Annotated in this window: 4 protein-coding genes; all 4 read right to left on the reverse strand. The window is 68.4% G+C overall.

All coding sequences use genetic code 11. From position 1 onward, the window contains the following. Nucleotides 1-1,746 (reverse strand): glutamine--fructose-6-phosphate transaminase (isomerizing) (glmS, locus tag RMP08_RS05860; RefSeq protein ID WP_310468060.1); only part of this gene is annotated, 1,746 nt, incomplete at its 3' end. A 16-nt stretch (nucleotides 1,747-1,762) separates the two neighbouring features. Further along, nucleotides 1,763-2,143 (reverse strand): PIN domain-containing protein, encoded by a 381-nt coding sequence (locus RMP08_RS05865; RefSeq protein ID WP_310468061.1) that lies wholly within the window; start codon nucleotides 2,141-2,143, stop codon nucleotides 1,763-1,765. Continuing rightward, nucleotides 2,140-2,502 carry a ribbon-helix-helix protein, CopG family gene (locus RMP08_RS05870; RefSeq protein ID WP_310468062.1) on the reverse strand — a complete coding sequence of 121 codons (363 nt, stop codon included), beginning with the start codon at nucleotides 2,500-2,502 and terminating at the stop codon, nucleotides 2,140-2,142. The genes RMP08_RS05865 and RMP08_RS05870 overlap by 4 nt, the downstream gene beginning before the upstream one ends. Nucleotides 2,503-2,541: 39 nt before the next feature. After that, nucleotides 2,542-3,897: a bifunctional UDP-N-acetylglucosamine diphosphorylase/glucosamine-1-phosphate N-acetyltransferase GlmU gene (gene glmU / locus RMP08_RS05875; protein WP_310468063.1), complete on the reverse strand. Its 1,356-nt coding sequence runs from the start codon at nucleotides 3,895-3,897 to the stop codon at nucleotides 2,542-2,544. Nucleotides 3,898-4,002 lie beyond the last annotated feature (105 nt).

Here is a 4,002-nt window from a genome sequence, read left to right on the forward strand (position 1 = left end):
GATCAATTGCACCGGCACCGCATAGACCAATGGCGCGATCAACGGGTGGACGGCGGGCATCTCGATCGTCGCCATGCACCCCTCGCCCGCCGCGGCGATCCCTTCGGCGTCGCTGACCAGCACGATCTTGCCGCCGCGCGCGCGCACCTCCTGCATGTTGCTGACGGTCTTCTCGAACAATGGCCCGGACGGCGCCAGCACGATCACCGGCACCGCCTCGTCGATCAGCGCGATGGGGCCATGCTTCATCTCCCCCGCGGCATAGCCCTCGGCGTGGATGTAGCTGATTTCCTTCAGTTTCAGCGCGCCTTCGAGGGCCATCGGATAATCGGGGCCGCGGCCGAGGTAGAGCACGTCGCGCGCGGGCGCGATCAGATGCGCCATCGCCGCAATGTCGTCGTCATGGCCCAGCGCGGCGTTCAATGCCGCCGGAGCTTCCTGGAGATGCGCGACGATCTCTTTCTCCTCCTCGCGGCTCAGCCGCCCCTTGGCGCGGGCGAGGTTGGCGGCGAGCGCGGCGAGCACCGCCAACTGGCAGGTGAACGCCTTGGTGGAGGCGACCCCGATCTCGGGCCCGGCGTGGGTCGGCAGCAACAGGTCCGCCTCGCGCGCCATCGAGCTGGTCGGGACATTGACCACCACCGCGATGCGCTGGCCCTGGGCGCGCGCGTGGCGCAATGCCGCGAGCGTGTCGGCGGTCTCGCCCGACTGGCTGACGAACAAGGCCAGCCCGCCCGGCACCAGCACCGGGTCGCGGTAGCGGAACTCCGAGGCGACATCGATGTCGACCGGCACGCGGGCGAATTGCTCGACCCAATATTTGGCCACCAGCCCGGCGTAGAACGAGGTGCCGCAGGCGACGATCGTCAGCCGCTCGACCGCGGCGAGGTCGAACCCCGCGTCGGGCAGCGCGACCTCGCCCTCGAACGGGCGCACGTACGATTGCAGCGTTTGCGCGACGACGATCGGCTGCTCGAAAATCTCCTTCTGCATGAAGTGCGCGTGATTGCCCTTGTCGATCACCGCCGAGGACGCGCCCGATTCGACGATCTCGCGCTCGACCGGCCGGTTGTCGCGGTCGAAGATCGCGATGCCGTCGCGCCGCACCACCGCCCAGTCGCCCTCTTCCAGATAAGCAATGCGCTGGGTCAGCGGGGCCAGCGCCAACGCGTCCGAGCCGAGGTAGTTTTCGCCGTCGCCGTAACCCACGGTCAGCGGCGCCCCCATCCGCGCCCCGATCACCAGGTCGGGATGGTCGCGGAACAGGAACGCGATCGCGAACGCGCCGATGAGCCGCGGCAGCACCGCCGCCACCGCATCCTCGGGCGACGCACCACCCTCGACCTCGCGCGCGACAAGATGCGCGACGACTTCGCTGTCAGTCTCGCTCAAGAACTCGCGCCCGTCGGCGATCAATTCATCGCGGAGCACCTTGAAATTCTCGATGATGCCGTTGTGGACCAGCGCCACCGGCCCGGCGATGTGGGGGTGGGCGTTGCCGACGGTCGGCGCGCCATGCGTCGCCCAGCGCGTGTGGGCGATGCCGATCGTGCCGTCGAGTGGGTGGCGCTTCAGCTCGGCGGCGAGATTGTCGAGCTTGCCCTCGGCGCGCCGCCGCTCGAGCTTGCCGCCGTCGATGGTGCAGATCCCCGCCGAATCGTACCCGCGATACTCGAGCCGCCTCAAGCCATCGAACAGCCGCTGCGCGACTTCGCTATTGCCGACAATTCCAACAATTCCGCACATGCAACTGGCTTTCGCTTTAAAGAGTGTAGGGAACGCGGATCCCCGGCATGCTGGCCGGAAAATCCTTGACGTTGCGCGTGACGAGCACACGACCACGAATTTGTGCCGAAGCGAGGATAATCGCATCGGGCGTCTTCAGCCGCGGGCGCTCGCGCCGCAGCAGCGCCGCCCGTGCCGCGGTCTCCTCGTCGATCTCGTCGAGGCCGAAGCGGCCGAGGAAACGCGTCGCCTCGCGCAGCGCCGCGTCGCTTCCCTTGGACATCACTTCGATCCATGCCATCCGGCTCAGCCACAGTCGCGCACCGCTGCCGGCGGCGCGGCGGATTTCAGCTTGCGCCGGGCCATGATCTAGAAGGGCGTCGATCAAGATATTGGCGTCGAAACTGTACCCGCTCATGCCGCCCGTTTTCGTTTCCGCGCCGCTGCTTTCTTCGCCAGTGCGAGAAAGTGCGCGCGCTCCCGATCGTCTTCCGGGGTGAACATCTCGGGCGACTCGGCGCGCACCTCCTCGTAATCGTCGTCCCATGGCCGCGTCCACTCGGCGCGCCTCTGGCGTTCGTAGGCGGCCGCGTCGATCGCCACGCCGTGCCTGGCCCACAAGCCGAAGCCCGCCTCAAGCCAGTCCTTGCCCGCCTCTTCGCGATACGCGGCAACCGCCTCTCGCAACACCGAAGCGCGCGACTTGCGTTGCTCGGCCGCGATCTGATCGAGCCATTTGACGTCTTCATCAGGGAGATCGGCGAGGATACGGGCCATGGCATCATGATATCATATCGTGATATCATTGCAACCCCGTCAGCCAGTTTTCTGTGTCGCCTTTGTCGCTCGGAAACGCGCCGCCCAGCCGGCAAAGCCCTTCTGCTCGCCCCGCGCTACCGCCAGGCTGTCCGCCGCGACATCCTTGGTCACTACCGATCCCGCGCCGACGATCGCGCCGTCGCCGATCGTCACTGGAGCCACCAGCGCGCTGTTCGAGCCGATGAACGCCCCGGCCCCGATCGTCGTGCGATACTTGCCGAACCCGTCGTAATTGCAGGTGATCGTGCCGGCCCCGATGTTGGCCGCCGCGCCGACCTCGGCGTCGCCGATGTAGGACAGATGATTGGCCTTGGCCCCGGCCCCGAACGCGGCGTTCTTGACCTCGACGAAATTGCCGATTTTCGCTTTGTCCGCGAGCCGCGTCCCGGGCCGCAGCCGCGCGAACGGGCCGACCGATGCGCCCGCGCCAATGACCGCCCCCTCGATATGGCTGAAAGCGTGGATCACCGCGCCGTCGGCGACCGTCACGCCGGGCCCGAACACCACGTGCGGCTCGACCGTGACGTCGCGCCCGAGCCTTGTGTCGAACGCGAACCACACGCTTTCGGGGTCGATCAAAGTCGCGCCTTCCTCGAGCGCCTGCTCGCGCCGCCGCCGCTGCCATTCGAGCTCGAGGTGGGCCAGCTCGGCGCGGCTGTTGACCCCAGCGGTTTCGTACGGATCGCCCTCGATGACCACCGCGTGGCGCCCCTCGGCGGCGGCGATGTTGACCACGTCGGGCAAATAATATTCGTGCGCCGCATTGGCGTTGCCGACCTTGGCCAGCCAGCCGAACAGGTCGCGCGCGCCGGCCGCCATCATCCCGCTGTTGCACAAGGTCACCGCGCGCTCGGCCGCGTCGGCGTCGCGGAACTCGACCATCTTTTCGATGCGGTCGCCGCCGTCGGTGATGATCCGGCCGTACGCCGCGGGATCGGCCGGGCGCGACCCGAGCACGACGATGCCCGGCGCATCGGCGGCCGCGAGCCGCTCGAGCATGGTCCCGAGCGTCGCCGCCTCGACGAACGGCGTGTCGCCGTACAGCACGATCACCGGCCCGTCGTAGCCGGCCAGCGCATCGGCCGCCTGCTGGACGGCGTGCGCGGTGCCCTTCTGCTCGGCCTGCAGCGCGATCGTCGCCGACCGCCCGGCGAGCGCCGCCTCGACTTGCTCGCGGCCCTTGCCGACCACCACCACCTGGCGCTCGGCGCCGAGCCCGTCGATGCGATCGAGCAAATGGAGGAGCATGGCGCGGCCGGCGATCGGGTGGAGCACCTTGTGCACGTCGGAGCGCATGCGAGTGCCCTGCCCGGCGGCGAGGATGACGGCGGCGAAACGGCGGGACGCATTCATGCGCGCGTCCTTGGCACGGCCCTTCGCGCGGCGCCAGAGGGAGAGCGGAGCGCCTGCCGGCTAACGAAAATGGCCTGCCAACGAAAAAGGGCGGCCCCGCGGGAC

Origin of the sequence: Sphingomonas sp., assembly GCF_031426035.1 — a bacterium.
Classification (GTDB): Bacteria; Pseudomonadota; Alphaproteobacteria; order Sphingomonadales; family Sphingomonadaceae; genus Sphingomicrobium.